The sequence below is a fragment of the Pseudomonas sp. AP19 genome (assembly GCF_001728855.1).
Classification (GTDB): Bacteria; Pseudomonadota; Gammaproteobacteria; order Pseudomonadales; family Pseudomonadaceae; genus Aquipseudomonas; species Aquipseudomonas fluorescens.
Map to the genome: position 1 here is coordinate 41,327 of NZ_LXJP01000023.1, position 20,964 is coordinate 62,290.

General features: G+C 62.2%; 17 protein-coding genes. 8 read left to right on the top strand and 9 right to left on the bottom strand.

Features of this window, described 5'->3' with window-relative positions:
- Positions 1–7 precede the first annotated feature (7 nt).
- The 3 genes from A7D21_RS17155 to A7D21_RS17165 are packed head-to-tail and all read right to left on the bottom strand — an operon-like array spanning position 8 to position 3,062.
- Positions 8–874, bottom strand: coding sequence for a carbohydrate ABC transporter permease (locus tag A7D21_RS17155; RefSeq protein ID WP_005789024.1), 867 nt, complete (start codon positions 872–874; stop codon positions 8–10).
- Entirely contained in the window at positions 871–1,968 is a 1,098-nt protein-coding gene (locus A7D21_RS17160) for an ABC transporter ATP-binding protein (RefSeq protein WP_053255545.1), read from the bottom strand. The genes A7D21_RS17155 and A7D21_RS17160 overlap by 4 nt, the downstream gene beginning before the upstream one ends.
- A complete protein-coding gene (locus A7D21_RS17165; protein WP_069552214.1) occupies positions 1,968–3,062 on the bottom strand; it encodes an ABC transporter ATP-binding protein in 1,095 nt (364 codons plus the stop codon). Before A7D21_RS17165 ends, A7D21_RS17160 begins: the two co-directional genes overlap by 1 nt.
- A gap of 366 nt (positions 3,063–3,428) precedes the next feature.
- Here A7D21_RS17165 and A7D21_RS17170 point away from each other — a divergent pair, with 366 nt between their 5' ends.
- The gene (locus tag A7D21_RS17170; protein ID WP_069552215.1) at positions 3,429–5,261 is read left to right on the top strand and encodes a sigma-54-dependent Fis family transcriptional regulator; all 1,833 of its coding nucleotides are present in this window, start codon (positions 3,429–3,431) and stop codon (positions 5,259–5,261) included.
- A 25-nt stretch (positions 5,262–5,286) separates the two neighbouring features.
- On the opposite strand, the gene A7D21_RS17175 is transcribed toward A7D21_RS17170, so the two are convergent.
- The 3 genes from A7D21_RS17175 to A7D21_RS17185 all read right to left on the bottom strand — a co-directional run bounded on the left by A7D21_RS17175 (position 5,287) and on the right by A7D21_RS17185 (position 8,874).
- The gene (locus tag A7D21_RS17175; RefSeq protein ID WP_069552216.1) at positions 5,287–7,404 is read right to left on the bottom strand and encodes a TonB-dependent receptor domain-containing protein; all 2,118 of its coding nucleotides are present in this window, start codon (positions 7,402–7,404) and stop codon (positions 5,287–5,289) included.
- Positions 7,405–7,720: 316 nt separating this feature from the next.
- Positions 7,721–8,002 (bottom strand): hypothetical protein, encoded by a 282-nt coding sequence (locus A7D21_RS17180; RefSeq protein ID WP_053255541.1) that lies wholly within the window; start codon positions 8,000–8,002, stop codon positions 7,721–7,723.
- A 131-nt stretch (positions 8,003–8,133) separates the two neighbouring features.
- Entirely contained in the window at positions 8,134–8,874 is a 741-nt protein-coding gene (locus A7D21_RS17185) for a hypothetical protein (protein WP_053255540.1), read from the bottom strand.
- 272 nt (positions 8,875–9,146) lie between these two features.
- Here A7D21_RS17185 and A7D21_RS17190 point away from each other — a divergent pair, with 272 nt between their 5' ends.
- The 3 genes from A7D21_RS17190 to A7D21_RS17200 are packed head-to-tail and all read left to right on the top strand — an operon-like array spanning position 9,147 to position 13,214.
- On the top strand, positions 9,147–9,614 hold the full coding sequence (locus tag A7D21_RS17190; protein WP_053255539.1) for a (2Fe-2S)-binding protein: 468 nt from the start codon (positions 9,147–9,149) through the stop codon (positions 9,612–9,614).
- A complete protein-coding gene (locus A7D21_RS17195) occupies positions 9,614–11,851 on the top strand; it encodes a molybdopterin cofactor-binding domain-containing protein (protein WP_069552217.1) in 2,238 nt (745 codons plus the stop codon). The genes A7D21_RS17190 and A7D21_RS17195 overlap by 1 nt, the downstream gene beginning before the upstream one ends.
- Positions 11,852–11,867: 16 nt before the next feature.
- Positions 11,868–13,214 carry a cytochrome c gene (locus tag A7D21_RS17200; protein ID WP_069552218.1) on the top strand — a complete coding sequence of 449 codons (1,347 nt, stop codon included), beginning with the start codon at positions 11,868–11,870 and terminating at the stop codon, positions 13,212–13,214.
- Between the two features lie 9 nt (positions 13,215–13,223).
- Here the strand turns inward: A7D21_RS17200 and A7D21_RS17205 are convergent, their stop codons facing one another.
- The 3 genes from A7D21_RS17205 to A7D21_RS17215 form a co-directional block, all read right to left on the bottom strand.
- Positions 13,224–14,495: a HAMP domain-containing sensor histidine kinase gene (locus A7D21_RS17205; RefSeq protein WP_069552246.1), complete on the bottom strand. Its 1,272-nt coding sequence runs from the start codon at positions 14,493–14,495 to the stop codon at positions 13,224–13,226.
- Positions 14,496–14,826: 331 nt separating this feature from the next.
- Entirely contained in the window at positions 14,827–15,189 is a 363-nt protein-coding gene (locus A7D21_RS17210) for a hypothetical protein (protein WP_053255535.1), read from the bottom strand.
- 2 nt (positions 15,190–15,191) lie between these two features.
- Positions 15,192–16,181 carry a hypothetical protein gene (locus tag A7D21_RS17215; RefSeq protein ID WP_069552219.1) on the bottom strand — a complete coding sequence of 330 codons (990 nt, stop codon included), beginning with the start codon at positions 16,179–16,181 and terminating at the stop codon, positions 15,192–15,194.
- A 489-nt stretch (positions 16,182–16,670) separates the two neighbouring features.
- Here A7D21_RS17215 and A7D21_RS17220 point away from each other — a divergent pair, with 489 nt between their 5' ends.
- The 4 genes from A7D21_RS17220 (at position 16,671) to A7D21_RS17235 (ending at position 20,931) form a co-directional block, all read left to right on the top strand.
- Entirely contained in the window at positions 16,671–16,973 is a 303-nt protein-coding gene (locus tag A7D21_RS17220) for a DUF6124 family protein (RefSeq protein WP_053255531.1), read from the top strand.
- A 278-nt stretch (positions 16,974–17,251) separates the two neighbouring features.
- A complete protein-coding gene (locus A7D21_RS17225) occupies positions 17,252–18,265 on the top strand; it encodes an iron ABC transporter substrate-binding protein (RefSeq protein WP_069552220.1) in 1,014 nt (337 codons plus the stop codon).
- Positions 18,266–18,337: 72 nt separating this feature from the next.
- On the top strand, positions 18,338–19,867 hold the full coding sequence (locus A7D21_RS17230; RefSeq protein WP_371859222.1) for an ABC transporter permease: 1,530 nt from the start codon (positions 18,338–18,340) through the stop codon (positions 19,865–19,867).
- Positions 19,864–20,931 carry an ABC transporter ATP-binding protein gene (locus A7D21_RS17235; RefSeq protein WP_069552221.1) on the top strand — a complete coding sequence of 356 codons (1,068 nt, stop codon included), beginning with the start codon at positions 19,864–19,866 and terminating at the stop codon, positions 20,929–20,931. Before A7D21_RS17230 ends, A7D21_RS17235 begins: the two co-directional genes overlap by 4 nt.
- Positions 20,932–20,964 lie beyond the last annotated feature (33 nt).

Below are 20,964 nucleotides of genomic sequence, written 5' to 3' on the forward strand. Positions count from 1 at the left end.
GGCAGCCTCAGCGGTTCGCGTCGGAATGGGTCATGGCGGTGTAGAACAGCCAGGACACCAACAGGATGATCAGGAAATACACCAGGGAAAACGCCGCCGCCGGGCCCAGGTCGAATTGACCTACGGCCATCTGGGTCAGGGTCTGGCTCAGAAAGGTGGTGGCGTTCCCGGGCCCGCCGCCGGTGAGTACAAAAGGCTCGGTGTAGATCATGAAGCTGTCCATGAAACGCAACATCACCGCGATCAGCAGCACGCTTTTCATCTTCGGCAACTGAATATGTCGGAACACCGCCCAGGCGGACGCACGATCAATCCGCGCGGCCTGGTAGTACACGTCCGGAATCGCCCGGAGCCCCGAGTAACACAGGAGTGCCACCAGGGACGTCCAGTGCCACACATCCATCACCAGCACAGTGACCCAAGCGTCCATGGTGTTGGCGGCATAGTTGTAGCTGATGCCCATGGCGTTGAGGGTTGAACCGAGCAAACCGATATCCGCACGGCCGAAGATCTGCCAGATGGTGCCCACCACGTTCCACGGAATCAGCAGCGGAATCGCCAGAATGATCAGCACCAGCGAGGACCAGCGGCCCTTGGTCGGCATGGTCAGGGCAATGGCGATACCCAGCGGAATTTCGATCAGCAGCACGCACGCCGAATAGATGAACTGGCGCAGCAAGGAGTCGTGCAGGCGCGGGTCGAGCAGCACCTGTTTGTACCAGTCGGCACCGACAAAGTAGCGGCTGGACTGGTCAAAAATGTCCTGCACCGAATAGTTGACCACCGTCATCATCGGGATCACCGCACTGAACGCCACCAGCAGGAACACCGGCAACACCAGCCACCAGGCCTTGTTGTTCTGCACCTTGTTCATGGCAGCACCTCCAGCAGGTAATCGTCGGCATATACCATCAACCACTGCGCGGGAAAGCTGATCGAGGCGTTGCCTTCGGGCACCGGTTTGTCTTCGGCCAAGCGCACTTTCAACGGCGTACCGTCGAGGTTGAGGGTGACGATTTTGTAGGTGCCCAGGTCTTCCACATGGATGACGTCGGCCTGCAGGGCGTCGGGGTTGTACTCGTCCCACACGTGGATAAATTCCGGGCGGATGCCGACCTGCAGCTTTGTGTAGTTGGTCTCACGGAGACGTTGCTGCAAGGCCTCGGATAACGGCAGCAGCGTCCCGGCAAAACGTACCCCACCGGCCTCGGCCTGCACTTCGATCAGGTTCATCCCAGGGCTGCCGATGAAATAGCCGACAAACGTGTGGCTGGGCCGCTCGAACAACTCACGCGGCGTGCCGAACTGCACGATTTGCCCGCCGTACATCACCGCGATCTTGTCGGCAAACGTCGAGGCTTCGAGCTGGTCGTGGGTCACGTAGACCATGGTGATATTGAACTGCTCGTGGATCTGCTTGAGCTTGCGCCGCAGTTTCCATTTGAGGTGTGGGTCGATCACCGTCAGCGGTTCATCGAACAGGATCGCCGACACGTCGTCGCGCACCAGGCCACGGCCCATGGAGACTTTTTGTTTTTCATCGGCGGTGAGGTTGCGCGCCTTTTTGCCCAGCAGGTTTTGCAGGTCGAGGACTTCGGCAATCTCCTGCACCTTACTGTGAACTTTCGCCTCGGCCATGCCCTGGTTACGCAAAGGGAACGCCAGGTTGTCGAACACCGTCATGGTGTCGTACACCACCGGGAACTGGAACACCTGGGCGATGTTGCGTTTTTCCGGGGTCAAGTCGTTGACCACGGCGTGATCGAACAGCACCTGGCCTTCCGAGGGGCTGAGCAGGCCCGAGATGATATTGAGCAGGGTCGACTTGCCGCAGCCCGACGGCCCGAGCAAGGCGTAGGCACCGCCCTGCTCCCAGACGTGGTTCATTTCCCGAATGGCGTAGTCCTCGGGGCCATTGGGCGCAGGGTTGTAGCTGTGCGCGAGGTTCTGCAAGTGGATCTCGGCCATCAGGCAACCCTCGACACGCGGCGCCCGGGGGCCTGGACCAAACGGCCCTGACCATCGAACACAAACAGTTTATGGGTGGGGATATACACGCGGATCGGTGCGTCAACGTCGTACTCGTGTACCCCTGGCAGGTGCAGCACCAGCAGGAAATGTTCGCTGCGCACATGCAGGAAGGTTTCCGAGCCGCTGATCTCGGCGACCTCCACAGTCACCGCCAGCTCCAGGTCGTCGTCATTGCTCGGCACCAGGCTGATGTGGCTGGGGCGCACGCCAAAGCGGAACTCGCCTTCGCCGATGGGGCGCAGGTCGACGTTCAGCGGGAAGTGCACGACATTGGCAAAGCTCACTTCATTGCCGCTGATACGCCCCGGCATCAGGTTGATCGGCGGCTCGGAAAACAGCTCGGCGGCCAGCACGGTCTGCGGCTGGTGATACACCTCGGCGGCCTTGCCGCTTTGGATCACCCGGCCTTCGTGGAGGATGGTGGTGGTGCCGCCCAAGGCCAGCGCCTCGTTGGGCTCGGTGGTGGCATAGATGGCGATGGTGTGGCGAGCCTTGAACAGTTCGCGCATTTCCTGACGCAGCTCTTCGCGCAGTTTGTAATCCAGGTTCACCAGTGGCTCATCGAACAGGATCAACTCGGCATCTTTGACCAGTGCACGGGCCATGGCCGTGCGTTGCTGCTGGCCACCGGAGAGTTCCAGCGGGTGGCGCTGGAGGAATTTCTCGATGCGCAGCATCTTCGCGATTTCGAGCACTTTGCTCTGGATCAGCTCGTGGGACACCCCGGCCTGGCGCAACGGCGAGGCGATGTTTTCGAACACGGTCATGGTCGGGTAATTGATGAACTGCTGGTACACCATCGACACGTTGCGCAAGCGCACCGGCTTGTGCGTGACATCCACGCCATTCATCAGGATGCGCCCGCTGTCGGGCTTGTCCAGACCCGCCATCAAGCGCATCAGGCTGGTCTTGCCGGACAGCGTGCGGCCGAGCAATACGTTGAAGGAGCCGGCTTCGAAACGCAGGCTGGCGTCGTCGATCCAGGTTTGGCCTTCGACGACGCGGGAGACATGTTCCAGGGTCAATGACATGACACGCCCTTTTTATTATTGGAATGAATCTGCCCACTCGTCAGAGCGAATTCCATGCCATAAATGCCAGGTGCTTGATCCGTAACGAAATGGGCCCAATACGCTGCTCAGGCGTGAACACAACTGAACACCGAAGGCTGAACAACTGAACAGTCACGGGTTGACAATGAACAGTTCTGAACAACAATTGATGGGCGTCGCCGAGCTAAATGTGGGAGCCGGCTTGCTCGCGATAGCGGTGTGTCCGTTAACAGATTCAGTGGCTGAACCAGCGCCTTCGCGAGCAAGCCCGCTCCCACATTTTTGAACCTGCTGCTCCAGCTAGCGTTTGCAAGCCTCTATAACAATAAAAAGAAGGTCGCCCTCATGGCCGAACCCCAGGCTCACGACACCCTTATCCAGGATTCCTGGCGCCGTTGCCGCGCATTTGGCCTGGACCACCAGAGCGCACCGAGCTTCGACCAACTGCCTGCCGAAGGCATCAGCCAATTGCTGGAAAGCCAGCATTCCCTGGTGCAAACCACCCATCAGGAAGTGCTGCCCTACTACGAAAACATCCTGAGCAATTCCAACTGCCTGATCATGCTGGCCGACAACCAGGGCCAGGTCCTGACGTCGTGGGGCACCCAGCGGTTTATCGAGCCGAAACTGGCGCACGGTTTCAATGCCGGCGCCAGTTGGCGCGAGCGCTCCACCGGCACCAATGCCATCGGCACTGCGCTGGCCTGTGCCCAGGCGGTGCATATCGAGCACGACGAACACTTCCTTAAAGCCAACCGTTTCATGACCGGCTCGGCGGCGCCGATCTTCGATGCCCAGCGCGAAATCATTGCCGTGCTGGATGTGTCCAGCGACAGCTACCTGCCGCCCTCCCACACCCTGGGCATGGTCAAGATGATGAGCCAGACCGTGGAAAACCGGCTGATCCTCAACCTGTTTCGCGGCGAGCATTTTCAACTGACCTTCAACACCGGCCTGAACAACCTCGACAGCCAATGGGCCGGCCTGCTGATCTTTGATGAAAGCGGCCAAGTGCTGTCGGCCAACCGCCGTGCCGATAACTTGCTGGGCATCAGCTTGTCGCGGGTACTGATCGACAGTTTGTTCAAGGTGTCGTTGCTGGAACTGCTGAATCAGCCGGAGGGGCTGCCGTTCTCCCTGCAGGCGGCCGGACGCAATCGGTTCCAGTGTTTACTGAAGCGGCCAAGCAAAATGCCGGTGCAGGCGCGCGTCTTCAGTGCGCCCAAACCCAGCGCTCCCGCACCGGCGACGCCAGCCGCGATCAGTCTCAAGACCCTGCACTTTGGCGACATCCGCGTGGAAAAAGCCGTGCGCCAGGCCGAGCGATTACTGGAAAAGGACATTCCGCTGCTGATCCACGGCGAGACCGGCGTGGGCAAAGAGGTCTTTGTCAAAGCCCTGCACCAGGCCAGCTCACGCAGCCGGCAGGCGTTTATCGCCGTGAACTGTGCGGCGATTCCGGCTGAGCTGGTGGAATCGGAGCTGTTCGGCTACGAAAAAGGCGCCTTCACCGGCGCCAACCAGAAAGGCAGCATTGGCCTGATCCGCAAGGCCGATAAAGGCACCCTGTTTCTCGACGAAATTGGCGATATGCCACTGCCGACTCAGGCCCGTCTGCTGCGTGTATTGCAGGAGCGCTGCGTACAGCCGGTGGGCAGCAGCGAGCTGTTCCCGGTGGACTTGCGGATCATTTCCGCCACCAACCGCGCGCTGCGCGAGTGGGTGCAGGCCGGGCGCTTTCGTGAGGACTTGTTTTACCGCATCGGCGGCCTGACCCTGGAGTTGCCGCCGCTGCGCGAGCGCACCGACAAGCGGGCGCTGTTCCAGCAACTGTGGCAGCAACACCGCGAACCGACCCAGTGGGCCGGGCTGAGTACCGAGGTGCTGGCGTTATTCGAGCAACACCCGTGGCCGGGCAATTTGCGTCAGGTCAGCAGTGTGTTGCAGGTGGCGCTGGCAATGGCCGAGGAGCAGCCGGTGCGCCCGGAGCATCTGCCGGATGATTTTTTTGTGGACCTGCAGCGGCCGACGCCATTGCCCACCCATGAGCGTTTGGATGACAGCACCGACCTGACGCAACGCCTGCAGGCAGCAGGCGGGAATATTTCCCACCTGGCGCGGGAGCTGGGGGTCAGCCGCACTACGTTGTACAAACGCCTGCGCCAGAACGAAGGCTGATCGGCAGCGCTCGCCTCGACGGTGCTTAACGCCAGCGCCATGACACGCCGGTGTAAATGCCCCGACCGTCGGCCGGCGTGGATCGCGCAACATCCATCCCCTTGTCGTCGTAACCCGGCGTGACGGTGTTGGCATAGCGCCGATTAGTGAGGTTGCGCAGGTCGACCCAGGCTTGCCAGTCCTGCTTCGGTGCGTCGTAGCCGAAGGTGGCGCCAAGTGTGGTGTAGGCCGCAGCAAAGTAGGAGTTGGCGTAGTCCACCGCCACGCGCGATGCATGCTCGGTGTTGAGGCTGGTGTAGAAACCGGTCGGATGGCTGTAGCGCAGTTGCGCCTGGTAGTAATGTTTGGGGATGCCCGGCAAGGTGTTGTCGCCGAAACGGTCATCGTCGCGGTAGTGGAAGTCGCTGAAGGTGTAGGCCTGGCGCAGGTCAAGCTGGCCATTACGGCCGCCGTCCCACAGCGGGCTGAGCAGGCCCAGCTCCACGCCTTGATGCACGGTGGGGCTGGCGTTGGACTCGGCGACAATCGCACTGCTGTTGGCGGTTTGGGCCTGGGTTTCGACCGTGAGCAATTCGTGGCGCACTTCGGAGCGGTACAGCGCCAGGTCCCACTGGCCGAACCACTGCTCGCCACGCCCGCCGATCTCCAGGGTGGTTGCGGTCTGATTGCGCAAACTCACGCCTTCGCGTTGCAAACCGGTGGCCGGGCCGCTGCCGGGGGCAAAGTATTTATTCGACCCCCAGATCATCGACCACGCGTGCGGCGGCTCGACTGAGCGGCTCAGGTTGCCGTACACCTGCAACTGTGGGGTGAAGTCATACCGCAGGCCAATGCGGGGTGCGTAATCCCAATCATGTTGACTGAGCGGCGCCTGGCCCTCGGGATAGGTGACCTGGGTTTCGCGGCGCGTGTAGATCGCGGCCAGGCCAGTGGTCAGCCACAGGTCCGGGACCAATTCCAGTTCGTTGCCGACATGCAGCACGCTGTCGGAGCCCAAATAGCTGTAGTCGCGAGTCTTGGTGCCGGGGGCATACGGCGCAGTGTTACCGGCAGGGGTACGCACGTATTCAGAGGCGCCGTTGTTCGGCATCGCCTGGGTGGTGCGCAGGCCAATCGTGGTGTTGCTGTCGTGGCCGAACAGGCTGTCCTGGCGGAGGTAGTTCAGGGTGCCGCTGACGTCGGTGTAGGCGACTTTCAGGCGGTTGGTGCCTTCGCGCAGGTCCATCGGGTAGTCGTGATAGGCCAGCCCGACTTCGACGCGCGACTGATCGTCCAACTGCAAGGTGGTCTTGTTGGCGATCCACGTCGAGCCGGGCTGCAGGCGTTTGGAGTCGCGGGCGGTATTCAGGCTGTTGGCGGCGCTCGGGTCGTGACTGATCTGGTAGCGCGTCAGTTTGCCGGGTGAGTCGTTGCTGGTTTCGCGGTAACGAAAATAGAAACGCGTCTCCAGGTCCGGGTTGAAACGGTAACCGAAGTTCGCCGCGACGCCCTTGCCGCTGCCGGCGCTCTGGTGCTGGTAGCCGTCGGATTCGGCGTCGGTGAGGCTGATGTAGTAGTCAGCGTCCCCGAGCACCTGGCCGGAACTGATCTCGCGCTGGGCATAGCCGCGGCTGCCTGCTTCATAACGTACTTGCAGCGTGGGCGCGTCATAGCCGGTATGGGTGATGTAGTTGACCGAGCCGCCCAGGGCCAATGCGCCCTGATCAAAGCCGTTGGCGCCGCGCAGCACCTCGACGCGGCTTTGCCACAGGGGGTCCTTGAGCTCGTAAGGTGTACCGCCCGGGCCGGTCAGCGGCAAACCGTCGAACATTTCATACAGCCCGGACGCATGGGCGCCGGGGCTGCGGTTCAATCCGGAACCGCGAATCGAGAGCTTCACGCCTTCATTGTTCGCCGCCTTGGCGTACACCCCAGGCTGGTACTTGAACACATCTTCGTTAGTACTCACCCGCCCCTGTTGCACGCGGCTCATGTCGATGTAGTTGGTGCCACCGGGCACGTTTTTTAGCTGCGCCTGGGCGACTTCACCCGCGCTGGCCTCGCTGCTGGTGACTTCGACGGGCGCCAGTTGCAGTGTTTCGGCGTGCGCCAGTGAACTGAGGGTCAAGGCGGCGAACAGGAGCGGAGGTTGGCGCAACAGCATGGTCAGGTCCTTGGAATTCGGGGGCGTGACAGGCTCGGGTTATGCCGGAGCCCATCAGGCGAACAGTGATGGGAAGCCAGGCACGCTCACCGGGTCACGCGTTATTAACGGACCAGACCCTTCCCACAACAACGTCGGACCGGGTTTGCTTTTTAGGCCCAACTCAGACGGCGGTGCGCGGTGTGACGTCCTACCCGCAACGCTTGGATCGAACGCAAAACGCCGCGAATAATCGGGGCGTTTCTTAGGGCGCGGGACCTGTCAGCGGATGCAGCACACCACGACACCCCCATAAACACAGGAACGAACATTCGCTTCAGGCCCCGGGGCTGGTTTCTGAAAGGTCCAGCGTCTGCATGAAGTCATCCGCCTCCGTCCCCGGCGGGAACCGGAACCCATACATCTCATCGCAGGCCAATATGCGCGCGAGGGTGTCGCGCAGCTGCACCTCGCTCGGCGCGTCACGCAGCAGTTTCTGTGCCGGCAGTAACAGCTCAGCGCGAACGCCCTGGGCGCTCGCGACGTCGATGACGGCAAAGAGGATAAATCGCAGGCGAACTTCGCGATCAGTTGACCCAAGCGTTTTTCGCTTACCCAAGGTAGGCACTCGTCGTTAAGAAAAGTCCGAGGCTATGGCCGACCCAGGGTGTGTTTCAAGCGAAGGGGACCAAGATAGGCCGTTTCCTACACGGGAAACGGAAACACCGCACTACCCGGTCCCGCAACGCGTCACTGCACCGGCAAGAAGTTCATCAGCAGCAAGCTCTGCGCGTAATTGAGCGCGACACGTCGGTAACGCTCATCGAGCATCTGGGCGAGCAGGTCCAGGCGCGCGACCACCTTGCCGAACTCAACGGCAAAACTGAGGTTGCTGCCCTCCTCCGATATTTCATTGGAAAACAGCAGCAACACACCATTGGCATCCTGACGCTGGCTGAGCAGCCAGGTGGCTTTCTCGATATTGCGCGCGGCGTTGCTGACAAATTGCGGGTTGATCGAATCGGTCATATAAAACTGCAAGCGACCGCCATGGGCCGTCACCAGCATGCTGCCGATTGCATAGATGAATGCCCCGACCCGGTCGCCGCGAAATTCCGGGCTCAATGAATAGCTTAAGGCTGCCAGGTCACGGCGATCCCCCAGCGCGGGCAGTGATTGACGGCTCTCGATGGCCTGACGGATGGCCCGCGCAGCACTGACCGCATCCGGGTAGCCGGACTGACGCCACTGGTTGGGGTTGCGCAGGTAGAGCTTGTTCATCAACAGATACAAGCTTTGCAGGTTGTCACGCATGCTCAGGGTTGCCATGCGATCGACACTGGTTTGAAAGAACTCGTCCGGTTTGCCATCGCTGAACTGCCTGGCGATGTCGCGCCCCTGTTGCTGGCTGCAACCGCTCAAACTGAATACAAACACCGCTGCCAACAGCAGCGGCCATCGCGTGATAAAAGCTATAAACGTTGGATCCATCGGCACCGGTTCTGGCTGCTGTCCACGCGCTGAATGAGCGTGGTCGTGACAGGGATAGATCAAGAGAATCAAAAAAAGTGCGACCAGCAGGCCTGGATCAGCAAAGGCCTACAGGCGCGGGGACCGTCATCAAGCGTGCAATCCTCTTGAATACTTGCCTGATCCTGCGAGTTATCGATGAGGGTATAGATAGCCCTTGCACCGTGGTCTAGAGTGCAACGATGGGCAATTTATAAGAAAAGCCACATCAACCGATGATCAGCAGGTGAACCATGCAATTACGTATCAACCAAAAAGCCTATGAGGTCGATGCCGACGCCGACACGCCATTGCTATGGGTGATCCGCGATGACCTGGGGATGACCGGCACCAAGTACGGCTGCGGCCTGGCGCAGTGCGGCGCCTGCTCGGTACTGGTGGACGGTAATGTCGTGCGCTCCTGCGTCACGCCGGTGGCCGCAGTGGTCGGCCGTGAAGTCACCACCATCGAGTCGATTGAAGCCGATGACGTGGGCAAGCGCGTGGTCGCGGCCTGGGTCGAACACCAAGTGGCGCAATGCGGTTACTGCCAGTCGGGACAGGTGATGGCCGCTACCGCGCTGCTCAAGCACACCCCCGCGCCCACGGACGCGCAGATCGAAGCCGCCATGATCAACCTGTGCCGCTGCGGCACCTACAACGCTATCCGCACGGCCGTGCACGAACTGGCCGCCCAACCTGCCAGGACGGAGAGCGCTTGATGACTACGCGCAACCCACCACTCGACGCACCATTGGGCGAGCCGATCAATCTGTCCCGTCGGCGCTTTCTCGCCAGCACCGCCGTCGGTGCGCTGGTCATCGGCTTCGGCCTGCCGCTGGGTGCGTCCAGGGCTTATGCCGCAACGGGCGGCCCCGCAGAACGCGGGACCCAGGTGCCGGCATTTCTCGAGATTCGCCCGGACGGCAGCGTGCGCCTGCTCAGCCCCTTCATGGAAGGCGGGCAAGGCACCCACACCGCGATGGCGCAGATTGTCGGCGAAGAACTGGATGCCGACCCGGCCACCTTCGTGGTTGAAGCCGCACCGCCCGGGGAAGCCTATGTGGTGATGGAAAACGGCATGCGCATCACCGGTGGCAGCATGTCCATCCGCATGAGCTACCCAACCATGCGCCGCCTCGGCGCCCTCGCCCGCGCCATGTTGCTGCAGGCCGGCGCCGAGCAATTGGGCGTGCCCTTAGCCCAACTGACCACGCAGCCCGGCCGCGTCGTACACGCCGCTTCCGGCCGCTCGCTGGGTTACGGTGAGTTGGCCGGTCGGGCCCTGGACATGCCGGTGCCCGACCCGGCCACGATTACGCTGCGCGACCCGAGCCAGTTCCGCTGGATCGGCAAGCCGGTCAAACGCCTGGATGCCTACGACAAATCCACCGGCAAGGCCCAATACAGCATCGACCTTAAGGTCGACGGCATGCTCCACGCCGCCGTCCAGCATGCGCCACGCCTGGGCATGACCGTCGGCAGCCTGCGCAACCAGGCACAGGTCGAGGCCATGAAAGGCGTGCACTCGGTTCACCAACTGCCGGGCGCCGTGGCGGTCGTTGCCGAACGCTGGTGGCATGCCAAGCGGGCGGTGGAGGCGATCCAGGTGGAATGGCTGGAAGCGGCCGCCGGTTCGAGCGTGCGCGCGATGCCTGCGGACTTCTCCAGCGACAAGTACCGCGACTTCCTTGCCGCCCAACAGGGCCCGGCCCGTGACGACGAAAACGAGGGCGACGTGGCCGGCGCGCTGACCAACGCCAAGACCAAAATTGAAGCGACCTACCACAACCAGTACCTCAACCACGCCCAGCTGGAGCCGCCTTCGGCCCTGGCGCGCTTCAACCCCGATGGCTCGCTGGAAGTGTGGCTGCCCAACCAGGCGCCGGATATGTTCCGCGCCGACATGGCCAAGCGCACCGGGCTCTCCATCGAACAAATCACCCTGCACTCGCCGCTGCTGGGCGGCTTTTTTGGCCGGCATTTCCTGTACGACTCGGCCAACCCCTACCCGCAGGCCATCGCCTTGGCCAAGGCGGTAGGCCGCCCGATCAAACTGATCTGGAGCCGCGAAGAAGAGTTCCTGCGCGATGTGTTGCGCCCGGTCGCCGTGGTCAAGTTCCGCGCCGCGCTGGACGACAAAGGCTTGCCGGTGGCCATTGAGGCGGTGAGCGCTACCGAAGGCCCGTCCGAAGCCATCGCCGGCAAACAGGGCGAAAAACTCGACCCCACGGCGCTCGAAGGGTTGTCGGGCAAGTCCTACGCCATCCCCAACAAACGCATCGCGCAGATCTACGTCAAGGGCCCGGCCATGCTCGGCTACTGGCGTTCGGTGGGCAACTCGCTCAACGACTTTTTCTACGAAGCGTTCCTCGACGAACTGGCCGACAAAGGCGGCCACGACCCCTACGAACTGCGCCTGCACCTGCTGCGCGACAACAAGCGGCTGACCACCCTGCTGCAAGCGGCCGGCGAGTTGTCCGGTGGCTGGAAACGGGGCCCCTACACGGCCGAGGACGGCACCCGCCGGGCGCGCGGCGTGGCCATGGCCTCGCCATTCGGCTCGCACGCGGCGGTTATCGCCGAAGTGTCGATCGAAAGCGGCCAGGTCAAGGTGCACCATATCTGGGAAGCCATTGACCCGGGCAGCATCGTCAACCCGGCAATCGTCGAGGCGCAGGTCAATGGCGCCGTGGCGTTGGGCTTATCTCAAACGTTGCTGGAGGAAGCGGTGTACGTGGATGGCAAACCACGGGCGCGCAACTACGACCTTTATCCGATCCTGCCGCCCTCGCGCATGGCGCAAGTGCATGTTCGGATCGTCGAGAGTGGCGAAAAGATGGGCGGCATCGGTGAACCGCCGTTACCCGCAGTGGCGCCAGCCGTGGCCAATGCGGTGGCGCACCTGACCGGCCAGCGTATCCGCAGCTTGCCATTGAGCCGATACACCTTCAGCTAACCGACAGGGAATGCCCATGAACAACCGACGATTGGCTGCAACCGCAGGCTGGCTGGCGCTGGCCTGCGTGGTCGTGGCCGGGCTACTGGCGTGGTACGTCACCCGCCAGCCCGCCTCACCGCTGGAACAACCACACACCACCGGCTTCGACCCGGCCCTGGTCAGCCGTGGCGAGTACGTGGCGCGCCTCAGCGACTGCGTGGCCTGCCACAGCCTGCCGGGCAAGGCACCGTTCGCCGGCGGCCTGGAGATGGCCACCCCGCTGGGCGCCATTCACGCCACCAACATCACCCCGGACCGCGACACCGGCATCGGCGCCTACACCGCAGCCGACTTCGACCGCGCCGTGCGCCACGGGGTTGCGCCGGGTGGCCGACGGCTCTACCCAGCCATGCCCTACCCGTCTTATGCCAAGCTCAGCGATGACGACATGCGCGCGCTGTACGCGTTTTTCATGCAAGGCGTAGAACCGGCCAAGCAGCCCAACATCCCCAGCGACATTCCCTGGCCACTCAACCTGCGCTGGCCCATCGCCCTGTGGAACGGCGTGTTCGCCCCGAACGCCACCTACGCCGCCAAACCCGGCCAGGACGCGCTGTGGAACCGTGGCGCTTATATCGTCCAAGGCCCGGGCCACTGCGGCAGTTGCCACACGCCCCGCGGCCTGGCCTTCAACGAGAAGGCGCTGGACGAGAGCGGCGCGCCGTACCTCGCCGGCGCGTTGCTCGACGGCTGGTACGCACCGAGCCTGCGCCAGGACCCCAACACCGGGTTGGGCCGTTGGAGCGAGCCTGAAATCGTGCAGTTCCTCAAGGTCGGGCGCAACAAGCATGCGGTGGTCTACGGCTCGATGACCGAAGCGTTCAACAACTCCACGCAGTTCATGGCCGATGAGGACCTGGCGGCGATCGCGCGTTACCTCAAGTCACTGCCTGGCGATCCGCAACGTGATGGCAGCGCCTGGCAGTACCAGGCCGTGGCCGCCGACGCGCGCCCGGACCTCCCCGGTGCGCACACCTACGCGACCCGCTGCGCGTCCTGCCATGGCCTCGACGGCAAGGGCCAACCCGAGTGGATGCCACCCTTGGCTGGCGCCACCTCGGCATTGGCTAAAGAGAGCGCCTCGGCGATCAACATCACCCTCAACGGTTCGCAACGCGTGGTAGCGGCTGGTGTACCGGACGCCTACCGCATGCCGGCCTTTCGTGAGCAACTGTCCGACCAGGAAATTGCCCAGGTGTTGAGCTACGTGCGCAGCACGTGGGGCAACCACGGTGGCGCGGTCGACGCACAAGCGGTCGGCAAGCTGCGTGGGCATACCGACCCGGCCAGCAGCAGTCCGATTATTCTGCACATGCGCTGAAAAAAGCGTTCAGCGCGCCGTCAGGTCAACCGAAAAACAACACCCATTCGGTTGCCTGGCGGTGAGCTCCACCCGCCACTGCTGGGTGCTGCAGATACGCTGCACCAACGACAGGCCAAGCCCCAACCCTTCTCCCCGGCTGTGCTCACCCCTGACAAACGGCTGGAACATCGCCTCGCGTTTGTGATCGGGAATGCCAATGCCGCTGTCCTCCACACGAAAACCGTGCTCGCTCAACGTCAGCCGAATAAAGCCGCTGTCGGTGTAGTGCCAGGCATTGCGCAGCAGGTTGCCCATGACCGACTGCAACAGCGTCAGGTTGTACTCCACGGGTGAGGTGTGTCCGCTTTCATAAATGAACTCAAGGCCTTTTTCGCGAATCATTCGCCCCCAGATCTCCACCAGGCCATCCGCCACGTCCTTCAACGTTGCCTGGGCGCCCTGGCCCTGGGCACCCGAGGCCCGTGCCAGCGTCAGGAAGGTGTCCACCAGTTGCCGCATCTCATCGGTGGCCCGCGCAATCCGGCCCACCTGGACCACCGAACGTTGATCCAGCGAAGGGTCACCGAGCAACAATTCGCAGGAGCTGGCCAGCACCATCAGCGGTGTGCGCAGTTCGTGACTGACGTCACTGGTGAACAGCTTTTCCCGGCTCAACGCATCGCGCAGGCGCCCCAGGGTCTTGTCGAAGGACAGCGCCAACTCCCCCACTTCATCCACGGCGTAATCCGGATGCAGCGGCGGCGCTACATCCAGCAACTGGTCGCGATGACGCACTTGCCGCGCCAGGCGTACCACCGGCGCCATCACGCGGCGCGCCAACAAGCGGCCCAGCAGGACCGCCAACAGAATGCTCAGGATAAAACCCACCGCCACCGCGCCGAACAGCACGCGCTCGCGTTGCTTAAAGCTTTGCTGGTTGCGCATCAGCACGTATTGGCGCCCATCCACCACCTGCGACACCGCGTAGTAGGCCCGCCCCTGAAAGTCGACTTCCTGGAAACCCGGCGCCAGCCCGGCCAGCAACGGGTCAAGCGCCAGGTCACCCTGCTCGCCCTGGGCGAAAAACAATTCGCCTTTGCTCGGGCGATGGCTCCAACTGGCCGTGTCATCCTGGCGCAACAGGCGGTTCAACCCGCTGCCGAGGTCGGCGCTGGTCAGTTTGTATTCGATCACATGCACGGTGGCGATAATGCCCGCGGCAAACACCCCCGCCACGAAGGCGCTCATCAGCGCAAACACAATCACGATCCGTTTCGTCAGGCTGTGCCTGAAATCCATTGCCATACGGGGTCCCACGGCTGCGTTCAACCTGAAATACCTGCTGAGTCGGGTACTGCCTTTCGACGCCGACGTTCGAACCAACCATAGACCACGGGCGTCGTGCAGAGCGTAAGCACTTGCGAAACCGCAAGCCCACCACTGTCGCCATACCCCGCCGTGGGTACAATTGAGAACCGGCGTTATACCCGAACGCCGACGGCAGCGCACTCAGCAACGCTGCCCGCGAGGTTATAAGCGTTGATGCAGTGCCTGGGTGTCGGGTGGAGAGGCGATTGAACAGGGCAGCCGGCTCGCGATAGGGGCTGATTTGTCGAGCAATAACCGTAGGCTACCAGCCGTACAAGACGGTCCAGAGGACACAGCCAGCGATCCAGACCATCCCAAAATTAAACGGCCACAGCGCCCAACGCTTGAGAGACAGGGGGACGGACGCCAGCTCAGCCTCGGTCACATCCCCTCTTTTGATGTGCATGTTGGGCATTGCCAACATTTCAGAGATCACGAGCATGCGATAAAACCTATCGATGCGCTGATTTCTACCCCAAAATCGTTTGTTATCGCAGATCAGCTTGTTCTCGCTGAAGTAGCTTTCCAGCGCTTCGAGCTTCGTGTACTCAGCGTATAAAGTGAGCCCTGAGCCAACCAGCGCCCCTGTAGATAAAAAGATTGCGAGGACGAGTTGAAAATCCATGCTCAAGCGCCCTCTGGTTGAAAGATCAAATCACCCTCGATCTCTTCGATCTGTCCACCGAGAAACGCACCGAAAGCGCCAGCTGCATTGCCCGCGGCATAACCTCCCGCCGCGCCGCCGATCACTGCGCAGGCCAGCGCACCGTTTCCTTTAGCCGCGATGCCCAAAAACGTCATACAGCCGCGACGGGCGAATTTCGCCCCCATAGTCCCTCCCCAAGAAGCCCCCGCCACACCGCCCACCAACTTCCCCGTCTCCACATACTTCGCCCGCCGACACTGCGCCTCCCGCCCCTGCACACACGCCTCCTTGATCTCCAACCCTGCAACGCCCACGTCCAGTCCCAAGCCCACATAGGTCCCCTTCCCCAACCACTTCGACATCTGCGCAATGTCCCGCGTCCGTTGCGCATAGCCGGCAATCTCGCCTTTATGCAGATAGCTTTTGGTTGAAATCCCCAGCACCTTCTTCAGTGCCTGATTGCCCTGCAACCCGGTGCCAAATCGCGCCGCGCCTTGCAGTTGGGCGTCCAGCAGGCCGAACAAAGCCTTGCGCTGGCGTAAGAACCTCTCACGATCCAAGCCACCGTTTTTCAGGTGCTGATGCAGCCGCTCAATCTCCTCCAGCGTATGCGCCACTTCGTCCAGGTGCCGCGCCCACGCCGACGTCGCGCTGCCCACGCCCAACGAGCCATACCCCAGAAAGCTTTGCAGCAGGTCGTAGTTGTTGACCACTTGGGTTCCGGCGCCAGCGTCCAGCTCCCGACGAATCACCTCGGCCTGGCGCATCAGCCAGGCCTCCTCCCTCGAACAGCTCACGCTGTAGGTATCGGGCACAATTACCAACTGCCCCGGCGTCACCAGCCCAGGGCGCAGGTGCCGGTTCAACACGTCGAAATGATCGGAATGCTGTTGGCTCGGGGCGCCGCCCATCAACCGGGATTTCAAGCTGCGGTAGTCCGTCGTGCGCTCATTGATATAGCCCTGCGCCATGCCTCACATCCCTGGATGCAATGAAGATGGCGTCGGAATATAAGCAAGCGAGTACGCCCCGCACACACACTCGGGAGGGCTGAGTCACAATTAGGACGTTGCCTACATAGCAGGGAGTAAGCGCTTACAAAAAGGCCGCTCACCCTCACCGTTGATGGGTGGGGTGAGTGGCATTTGGTCATGGTTTGTAAAGGGCCAGCAAGGCGTGTCTCTTTAAATTGCAGGACGTTTCCTAGACAATCCCTGCCGCCTTGTGCCTGTTGGAATCGATGACTAGTCTGCGGTCCGTCACTGCTCATCAGTGATCGGGTTTAGTCGCTCGGAGTTCAGAACAGGCGCATTGTCCCATGAAGTTTTATGGTGGCTGTGCGCAGGGCGCCTTCGGGCGCGCCGGGTTCCTGATCTGACCGGTCGACTAACCTGCGTACAGCCGCCACCCTCGTTTAGTCGCGCAGAGTGTCGGTTCCTTGATCAGACAGGTACTAAACAATGAAAAAAGTTGTCCCCGATCCACCCCGCCATTCCACCAAAGACCGCGCCGCCTTCAACCGCGCCATCGACCATTACCTGCCCACCCAAGGTGTTCAAATCGAAGACCTGAGCTTTGAAGACGCCCTGCTCTACACCGCCAGCGTGCTCGACAGCGCGTCTGTCACGGCGCTCAATTGCAGTGAACTGCTGACCAACCCCGAGCGGGCTAAGATGCTGGCGGTGTGGCATTTGCTGGAGCTTGCCAAGACCACCGTGGATCGCTCCATCGGGTGCCTGAACCGCGCGCCTCGTCCCGCCTAAACTGAGTTAAACCCTGTGGGCGCTGGCTTGCCTGCGATAGCGATCAGTGAAAAATCCGCCAACTGACCCGCCGCCATCGCAGGCAAGCCAGCACCCACAGTTGACTTGCGTCAGTTGATAACGCACATCACGTTTATTTACCGTTTATTTGACGTTTTTTTCTCATTTCGGGCTCTACATTCGCCGCGCCCAAACATGCAAATGATTCCTATTGGTCCAGCCTCAATCGACCTCTCACGGGCTTCCCGTGCATTCATAAAAACCGGAGCGTTCAGCGTATGGCTTCCCGTCTACCCTCTTTCTTCACTAAAGCCCTGCTGGCCACCGCACTGCTCGGCACCGGGTCGGTGTATGCCGCCGACGCCGTGGGCATTGTGGTGTACAACGCCCAGCACGAAAGCCTCACCAAGGCCTGGGTTGAAGGGTTCACTCAGGAAACCGGGATTCCGGTGACCATACGCAACGGCGACGACACCGAGATGGGCAACCAGATCGTGCAGGAAGGCGCGGCCTCCCCGGCTGACGTGTTCCTCACCGAGAACTCCCCGGCCATGGTGCTGGTCGACAACGCCGGGCTGTTCGCGCCGGTGGCGCCAACCACCCTGGAACAAGTGGACGCCGCCTACCGCCCCGCCCACGGCAAGTGGGTCGGCATTGCGGCACGCTCGACGGTGTTTGTGTACAACCCGAGCAAGCTGAAAGAAGCCGACCTGCCGAAATCCCTGCTGGACCTTGCCTCGCCAAGCTGGAAAGGCCGCTGGGCCGCTTCCCCGGCCGGTGCCGACTTCCAGGCCATCGTTGCCGCGGTGCTCGAATTGAAGGGCGAAGCCGCCACCCTCGACTGGCTCAAGGCGATGAAAGCCAATGCGAGCATTTACCGGGGGAACAGCGCGGTGCTCAAGGCCGTCAACGCAGGCCAGGTCGACAGCGGCGTGATTTACCACTACTACAGTTTCGTCGACCAAGCCAAGACCGGCGAAAACAGCCAAAACACCCAGTTGCACTACTTCAAGCACCAGGACCCGGGCGCTTTTGTGAGTATTTCCGGTGGCGGTGTATTGGCCTCCAGCACACATAAAGACGAAGCCCAGGCCTTCTTGAAGTGGATTACCGGCAAAGACGGCCAGGCGATCTTGAAAGACGGCAACGCCTTCGAGTACGCCGTGGGCCAGAACGCCCAATCGAACCCCAAGCTGGTGCCGTTGGCGCAACTGGACGCACCGAAGGTTGACGCGTCCAAGCTCAACAGCAAAAAGGCTGTCGAGCTGATGACCCAGGCCGGACTCCTCTGATTGTTGCCTCAAGCCCCAGTGCCAGGTATCGCCCACGCGATACCTGCGCCCCCCCAACGACGCAGCCAAGGTCTGTTCAGAGGCCGTGGAGGCACGTGGGTCACCAGTTTGTCAGTACTGGTTTCGCTGTTGGCGCTGCTGCCGATTGCGTTTGTCATCGGCGTGTCCTGGCAAATCGGCTGGGCACACATTGAGACGCTGGTGTGGCGCCCGCGCGTCGGCGAATTGTTGTTCAACACCGTGCTGTTGGTGGTGTTCACCCTGCCGTTATGCGTGGTGCTGGGCATTGCGCTGGCCTGGCTGACCGAACGCACCAACCTGCCGGGGCGACGCGTCTGGTCACTGTTGGCGGTGGCGCCGCTGGCGGTGCCGGCATTTGTGCACAGTTACGCCTGGGTCAGCCTGGTGCCTTCGATTCATGGCTTGCCGGCCGGCGTGCTGGTGTCGGTGATTGCCTACTTCCCGTTTCTGTACTTGCCGGTGGCGGCGACATTGCGCCGGCTGGACCCGGCCATCGAAGACGTGGCCGAGTCCCTGGGCCTCAAGCCCTGGCCGGTGTTTATGCGGGTGGTCTTGCCGCAATTACGCCTGGCCATCTGCGGCGGTGCCCTGTTGGTGGGCCTGCACCTGCTGGCCGAATACGGCCTGTACGCGATGATTCGCTTTGACACTTTTACCACGGCGATCTTCGATCAGTTCAAATCCACCTTTAATGGCCCGGCAGCCAATATGCTGGCGGCCGTATTGGCGCTGTGTTGCCTGGCGATGCTGAGCGCGGAATCCGCTGCACGCGGCCATGCCCGATACGCGCGCGTTGGCTCCGGCAGTGCCCGTGACCAGCGCATCGTGACCCTGGGCACCCGCACCACCCTGCTCGCCCTCGGCTTGCAAGGCATGACCTGTGCGCTGGCCCTGGGTATCCCGCTGATCACCCTGGGCAAGTGGTTGATCGCCGGTGGCCGTGAGGTCTGGCAGTTCAGCGAACTGCTGCCGGCGCTGGAGCAAACCGTGCTGCTGGGGATAGCCGGTGCGGTATTGACCACCTGCGCGGCGGTGCCGATTGCCTGGCTGTCGATTCGGGCGCCGGGACGCCTGCAGCGTATCCTGGAAAGCTGCAACTACATCACCAGCTCGTTGCCCGGGATCGTAGTCGCGCTGGCACTGGTCACGGTGACCATCCACTTCGCCCGGCCGATTTACCAGACCACGATTACCGTGCTGCTCGCCTACCTGCTGATGTTCTTGCCACGCGCGCTGGTGAGTTTGCGCGCAGGTATCGCTCAGGCCCCGGTGGAGCTGGAAAACATGGCCCGCAGCCTCGGTCGCTCGCCGGGCCGCGCGTTATGGCTGATCACCCTGCGCCTGGCCGCACCGGCCGCCGCTGCGGGGGCGGCGCTGGTGTTCCTGGCGATCACCAATGAACTGACCGCCACCCTGTTGCTGGCGCCCAACGGCACCCGCACCCTGGCGACCGGCTTCTGGGCGATGACCAGCGAGATCGACTACGCCGCCGCCGCACCTTACGCGCTGATCATGATCCTGTTGTCACTGCCGTTGACCGGCCTTCTCTACCATCAATCCAAACGCACGGCAGGCCGATGAACGCCCTCGAACTCCACGACATCTGCAAATCTTTCGGCACCCAGCGCGCCCTGGCGGACGTGACCTTGTCAGTGCCCACCGGGAGCCGCACGGTGATCGTCGGGCCTTCGGGCTCCGGCAAGACCACTTTGCTGCGCATGATTGCAGGCTTTGAATTCCCCGACACCGGCAGCCTCACGCTGAACGGCCAGACATTGGTCGACGCCACTCACGCCGTGCCCGCCCACCAGCGCCAGATCGGGTATGTGCCGCAGGACGGCGCGCTGTTCCCGCACATGACCGTGGCTGACAATATCGGCTTCGGCCTGGCCACCAAGGGCGAGGCTCGCCACACGCGTATCGCCGAACTGATGGACAGCGTAGCCCTCGACGCCACCATGGCCGGGCGTTGGCCCCATGAACTCTCCGGCGGCCAGCAGCAACGGGTGGCGCTGGCCCGGGCCTTGGCGCAACAACCACGGCTGATGTTGCTCGATGAACCGTTTTCCGCGCTGGACACCGGCTTGCGCTCGGCCATGCGCAAGATGGTCGCGCGGCTGCTGAGCGACGCGGGCATTACCACGATTCTGGTGACTCACGATCAAAGCGAGGCGCTGTCGTTCGCCGATCAGTTGGCGGTGATGCGCCAGGGTCGCCTGGTGCAGTCCGGTCACCCGATGGACCTGTACCAGTACCCCGTCGATGAGCAGACCGCATTGTTTCTCGGCGAGGCCGTGGTCATGCCCGCCCGGATCGAAGCGGGCTGGGCGCATTGCGGCCTGGGGCGCGTGCAGGTCGACAGCAAGACCCACTCCATCACGGCGCGAATCATGCTGCGACCGGAGCAATTGCAGTTGAGTACCACCGACGTTTCCGGCTGTCGAGGGGTGGTGACCGAACGCGAGTTCGGCGGCAATACGTGCACGCTGACTGTGGTGTTGCAACCCGATGACGCCGAGCCAGGCCCCGCCATTCTGGTGCGCAGTTCAGGCCTGCAAGCGCCTCCCATCGGCAGCGGGGTTCACCTCACCACGCTCGGTATGGCCCATGTGTTGAAAAAAGCTTCGCCCCTCAGTCTCAGCTAAGTTTCGGGGCCTACCTTCTCCCCTGCGCCCACC

What these genes read in the sequence shown, in the direction of transcription:
- A7D21_RS17200 (WP_069552218.1), top strand. Translation starts at nt 11,868, where the DNA reads ATGAACAACCGACGATTGGCTGCAACCGCAGGCTGGCTGGCGCTGGCC.
- A7D21_RS17175 (WP_069552216.1), bottom strand. Translation starts at nt 7,404, where the DNA reads ATGCTGTTGCGCCAACCTCCGCTCCTGTTCGCCGCCTTGACCCTCAGT.
- A7D21_RS17220 (WP_053255531.1), top strand. Translation starts at nt 16,671, where the DNA reads ATGAAAAAAGTTGTCCCCGATCCACCCCGCCATTCCACCAAAGACCGC.
- A7D21_RS17215 (WP_069552219.1), bottom strand. Translation starts at nt 16,181, where the DNA reads ATGGCGCAGGGCTATATCAATGAGCGCACGACGGACTACCGCAGCTTG.
- A7D21_RS17190 (WP_053255539.1), top strand. Translation starts at nt 9,147, where the DNA reads ATGCAATTACGTATCAACCAAAAAGCCTATGAGGTCGATGCCGACGCC.
- A7D21_RS17160 (WP_053255545.1), bottom strand. Translation starts at nt 1,968, where the DNA reads ATGGCCGAGATCCACTTGCAGAACCTCGCGCACAGCTACAACCCTGCG.
- A7D21_RS17225 (WP_069552220.1), top strand. Translation starts at nt 17,252, where the DNA reads ATGGCTTCCCGTCTACCCTCTTTCTTCACTAAAGCCCTGCTGGCCACC.
- A7D21_RS17235 (WP_069552221.1), top strand. Translation starts at nt 19,864, where the DNA reads ATGAACGCCCTCGAACTCCACGACATCTGCAAATCTTTCGGCACCCAG.
- A7D21_RS17205 (WP_069552246.1), bottom strand. Translation starts at nt 14,495, where the DNA reads ATGGATTTCAGGCACAGCCTGACGAAACGGATCGTGATTGTGTTTGCG.
- A7D21_RS17170 (WP_069552215.1), top strand. Translation starts at nt 3,429, where the DNA reads ATGGCCGAACCCCAGGCTCACGACACCCTTATCCAGGATTCCTGGCGC.
- A7D21_RS17185 (WP_053255540.1), bottom strand. Translation starts at nt 8,874, where the DNA reads ATGGATCCAACGTTTATAGCTTTTATCACGCGATGGCCGCTGCTGTTG.
- A7D21_RS17165 (WP_069552214.1), bottom strand. Translation starts at nt 3,062, where the DNA reads ATGTCATTGACCCTGGAACATGTCTCCCGCGTCGTCGAAGGCCAAACC.
- A7D21_RS17210 (WP_053255535.1), bottom strand. Translation starts at nt 15,189, where the DNA reads ATGGATTTTCAACTCGTCCTCGCAATCTTTTTATCTACAGGGGCGCTG.
- A7D21_RS17195 (WP_069552217.1), top strand. Translation starts at nt 9,614, where the DNA reads ATGACTACGCGCAACCCACCACTCGACGCACCATTGGGCGAGCCGATC.
- A7D21_RS17155 (WP_005789024.1), bottom strand. Translation starts at nt 874, where the DNA reads ATGAACAAGGTGCAGAACAACAAGGCCTGGTGGCTGGTGTTGCCGGTG.